We start from the raw sequence: 4,316 nt of genomic DNA on the forward strand, positions 1-4,316 counted from the left end.
TCCCGCAAACTGCGCGGGAGAGGGTGTAGACTTCGAACGAGCGTCCCGCACCGTTGCCGGCACCGCGCGTCGGCCGGTTCCCCCCGCCCTGCCTCAGGGCGTGGCCGGGGCGCCGGGGCGGTGCGGGGTGGTGTCGTTCACCGTGGTGCCCTGGTCCTGGGCCGAGGGCGAGCCGACGGCCTGGCTGCCCTCGCCGGGCCCGCCCACCTTCTCCTGGCCTTCCGTGGGGCTGATGCCGTCCGCCGAGCCGATCTCGGCGCCGCCGGCCCCTTCGGAGCCGCCGCACGCCGACAGCGAGATGGCCGCGGCCACCGTGAACGCCCCAATCCATCGATGCATGCGCATGTCCGTCCTCTCTGCGGGTTCTTCTGTATCGCGCGCGGCCGATGGGCATTGCACGGGCCGGGCCGTGAACTGCAAGTGCGAAAGTGCGAGAGTGCGAGAGTGGGTCCGCGGCGGGGGCGGCTCGGAGGCGCGACGGCGGGCACCCAGACCCGGCGACGGATGCCGATGGCGGATTTGATCCGGTAAGGCCCACGCCGAGCCGGAGCGGGAAACCCGCCGCTGGGACAGCAGAAAGCCCCGTCTCGCGCCGACGCGCTCTGCGAACGAGGCTTCAACCACCAGTACGGGCCACCACCCGGCGAAGGGCGGGCGGCGCCGCAGGGTGACGCCCGTGCAGTCCGCGCAGGCGGACTTCGTGCCTTTACCAGCGGCGAATTCATTCGCTCCGGCTGGGGGACTGCCATTCCCGGATCAGATCCGCACGCGAGGCGCGAGGGCGGCCATCGCGCCGGGAGGCGACCACAGGAGCAGGTGAAGCCCCGCCGGGTGACGCGTGAGCGTCGTCCGGCGGGGCTTTCCGCTGTCGTTGCGGCGGCTTCAGCCGCTCCGGCCGGGGGCCAGCCAGCGCGCCCGATTCCCCGCCCGCCGATCAGTTACTTTCGCACTTTCGCACTCCCGCACTCACGCACTCACGCACTTCAAACGAGCGTGGGCTCCATGAAGTAGTCGAACCCGTGCTCCGAGCTGCGCCAGGCGCGCACGCGGAAGATGCGGCCGGGCGCATCCGGCTCCAGGCGCACCCACTGCGATCCGCCGTGCCAGAAGAAGCGCTCGCCCGTCAGCAGCTCCTCCACCTCCCACGGGTCGCTCCAGCCGATCCCCATGTCCGGCAGGGGAAAGTGCAGCATGGTCTCGTGCGTGGCGAACGGGTCCAGGTTCACCGCCACGAACACCATCGACGTCCGGTCCTCCGTCATCTTGCCGTAGAACAGGACGTTGTCGTTGTCCGCCGGGTAAAAGCGCAGGTTGTCGTACTCCTGCAGGGCCGGGTTCTGCCGCCGCGCCTCGTTGAGCCGCGTGATGAGCGGGCGGATGTTGCCCGGGCGGTCCCAGTCCCACGCCTTGACCTGGTACTTTTCGCTGTCCAGGTACTCTTCCTTGCCCGGCGCCAGCGGCGTGGCCTCGCACAGCTCAAAGCCGCTGTAGATGCCGTACACGCTGCTGAGCGTGGTGGCCAGGATGGCGCGGATCATGTGCGCCGGGCGCCCGCCCCGCTGCAGGAACTCGGGATTGATGTCGGGCGTGTTGGGGAACAGGTTGCCCCGGAAGTACTCCTTCATGGGCCCCTGCGTGAGCTCCGTGAAGTACTCCGTGAGCTCGCCCTTGAAGTTGCGCCACGTGAAGTACGTGTAGCTCTGCGAAAAGCCCGCCTTGGCCAGGGCGCGCATCATCTTGGGCCGCGTGAACGCCTCCGACAGGAAGATCACCTGCGGGTGCTCGCGCTGCACCTCGCGGATCATCCACTCCCAGAACTGCACGGGCTTGGTGTGCGGGTTGTCCACGCGAAAGATGTGGACGCCCTGCTCCACCCAGTGCAGGATCACGTCGCGCCACTCCGCCCACTGCGACTCCCAGTCATCCCCGTAGAAGTTCAGGGGATAGATGTCCTGGTACTTCTTGGGCGGGTTCTCGGCGTACATGATGGTGCCGTCCGGGCGGATGTAGAACCAGCCCGGGTGCTCCTTGGCGTATGGATGGTCCGGCGACACCTGGATGGCGAAGTCCAGCGCGATCTCCAGCCCGTGCTCCCGCGCGGCCGCCACGAGACGGCGAAAGTCCTCCAGCGTGCCCAGCTCCGGGTGCACGGCCTTGTGCCCGCCCGCGTCCGAGCCCACGGCGTACGGCACGCCCGGCTCGTCCGGCCCGGGGTTGAGCGTGTTGTTCTTGCCCTTGCGGAACGTGAAGCCAATGGGGTGGATGGGCGGAAAGTACAGCACGTCGAAGCCCATCGACTGCACGTACGGCAGCTTGCGGATGACGTCGTCGAAGGTGCCGTGGCGCGACTCGTCGTCCGACATGGAGCGCGGAAAGAGCTCGTACCACGCGGCAAAGCGCGCGGCCACGCGGTCCACCTGCACGGGCAGCTCGCGGTCGAAGCGCGTGAGGTCGTTGCGCAGCGGGTAGCGCGACATCAGCTCCAGCAGCGCGGGATCCAGCGCCGCGGCCACGCGCTCGGCCACGGTGAGGTGCGATCCGCCCTCCACGTCGTCGCGGAACTGCGCCCACGCGCTGCGGGGGATGAGCCCGCCGGACGCCAGCTGCTCGTCGCCCGCGACCTCGCGCAGGAACTCCATCAGCCGGTCGCGGTCCGGCCCCTCGGCCAGGGGGATGGCGGCGGCGGCAAGGAGCTGCGCGCCTTCGAACAGCTCCAGCAGCACCTCCTGGCCCGCGTCGTACTTCTTGCGCAGGTCGCTCTGCCACGTGCCGAACGTGTCCGTCCACGCCACGACGGTAAAGTACCAGCGGCAGTTGCGGTCGACGGTGAACGCGCCCTCCCAGCGGTCGTTGTCCCAGAACTTCATCCGGGACTCCTGCCACGTCTCCTCGTCCTCGGGGCGGTACCAGATGGCGGCGGAGATGGCGTCGTGGCCTTCCTTGAAGATGTCCGCGCGGACGGTGATGGTGTCGCCCACCTCGCGCTTCACGGCGTATCGCCCGCAGTCCAGCTCGGGCTCGACGTTCTCGATGACCACCTTGCGGCTGGCGTCGATCGTCTCCGGCATCGGCTTTCTGTCTCGTTTTCGTGGGGGTGCGTCCGGACTGCCTGGCAGGACCCGGGTACGTCGCGGCGGGGCGGGCCGCAAGGGGTGGGCCAGGGAGGGAACTGCGAGTGCGTGAGTGCGAAAGTGCGTGAGTGCGAAAGTGCGTGAGTGCGTGAGTGCGTGAGTGCGGAAGTGCGGAAGTGCGAAAGTGCGTGCGGATCCGTCAGCGGGACGGCAAGCGGATCATGGAGGATCGGTTCACCCTGATCGCGAATCTTGCGTTTGCGATCCTAAAGGAGACATACATTCATCTCCACTTGCCCCGGAAAGTGGACTCTTTCGGTTCTTTGCAAACCTTCATCAGCGGAGTTGCCAGCATGCTCGCAAACATCGAGAACGCAGTAGGAATCGATGCCGGGATCGCGCAGCGTCTCGCGGCGCTCGAGGCCGGCGAGGAGTCGGTGGCCGCCGCCATCGACGAGACCCTGAGCATCCCCATCACCAACGGCAAGGGGACGTTCACCACTCCCAAGAAGACGACGTTCTGGGTCAGGATCACCGGCACCGGCACGGTCACGGCGCCGCAGAACGGCACCTGGAGCGTCAAGGTGGTGGACCTAGTCGCCGACAGGACCGTATTCGAGGGAAGCGGCATCGGGCCCAACCAGCCGGTGGACTTCTCGTACAAGACCGGCTTCACCGCGCAGCTGCAGGCCAGCGGGACCTGGAGCGAGGGGGGCGACACCACCCTGAAGCTGCACATCCAGGCAAGCACCTGAACACCGCCCGGTATGGCGGAAGAGGCGTGGCCGGGGCCGCGCCTCTTCTGCTTTCCATCCAAACCTCCGGGTGCGGCGCTTGACGGGGGCGGCGGCGGGGGCGTACGCTGGACGGATTCCCCCGGTCGTACATCCGCCGATCCGCACCCGTGATCCACATGCGCCGCACCTGCCTCGCCGCCGTTTCCGTGCTTCTCGCCGCCTGCGCGTCCGCTTCGCCCGCCTCCGGGCCGGCGCCGGACGGCGCGCGCGGACACCTGCTCATCGTGGGCGGCGGATCGCAGCCGCCGGAGCTCGTTTCGCGCTTTGTGGAGCTGGCGGGCGGGCCGGGACGCGCGCGCATCGCCGTCGTCCCCATGGCCAGCGAGGAGGCGGAGGAGGGCGGACGCGAAAAGGCGGAGCAGCTGCGCGGGCTGGGCGCGGAGACCATCGTCCTCAACCTCACCCGCGCGCAGGCGGAGGGCGACAGCGCCGTGCGGCTGCTGGACGG

3 protein-coding genes and 1 pseudogene are annotated in these 4,316 nt (G+C 68.8%); 2 read left to right on the forward strand and 2 right to left on the reverse strand.

Annotated elements, in window-relative coordinates; all coding sequences use genetic code 11:
- Positions 1–93 precede the first annotated feature (93 nt).
- Together VFZ20_RS00530 and VFZ20_RS00535 are read right to left on the reverse strand one after the other, a co-directional pair.
- Positions 94–345, reverse strand: coding sequence for a hypothetical protein (locus VFZ20_RS00530; protein ID WP_329681854.1), 252 nt, complete (start codon positions 343–345; stop codon positions 94–96).
- A gap of 638 nt (positions 346–983) precedes the next feature.
- Positions 984–3,068, reverse strand: coding sequence for an alpha-1,4-glucan--maltose-1-phosphate maltosyltransferase (locus VFZ20_RS00535; protein ID WP_329681855.1), 2,085 nt, complete (start codon positions 3,066–3,068; stop codon positions 984–986).
- A 224-nt stretch (positions 3,069–3,292) separates the two neighbouring features.
- Here VFZ20_RS00535 and VFZ20_RS00540 point away from each other — a divergent pair, with 224 nt between their 5' ends.
- The gene (locus VFZ20_RS00540; protein ID WP_329681856.1) at positions 3,293–3,826 is read left to right on the forward strand and encodes a hypothetical protein; all 534 of its coding nucleotides are present in this window, start codon (positions 3,293–3,295) and stop codon (positions 3,824–3,826) included.
- Between the two features lie 158 nt (positions 3,827–3,984).
- Positions 3,985–4,316: pseudogene (locus tag VFZ20_RS00545) on the forward strand (hypothetical protein); the annotation flags it as partial.

This window comes from Longimicrobium sp. (assembly GCF_036280135.1).
Classification (GTDB): Bacteria; Gemmatimonadota; Gemmatimonadetes; order Longimicrobiales; family Longimicrobiaceae; genus Longimicrobium.

Excerpts from the sequence above, each read along its gene's own strand:
- VFZ20_RS00530 (WP_329681854.1), bottom strand. The coding sequence starts at position 345 with ATGCGCATGCATCGATGGATTGGGGCGTTCACGGTGGCCGCGGCCATC.
- VFZ20_RS00535 (WP_329681855.1), bottom strand. The coding sequence starts at position 3,068 with ATGCCGGAGACGATCGACGCCAGCCGCAAGGTGGTCATCGAGAACGTC.
- VFZ20_RS00540 (WP_329681856.1), top strand. The coding sequence starts at position 3,293 with ATGGAGGATCGGTTCACCCTGATCGCGAATCTTGCGTTTGCGATCCTA.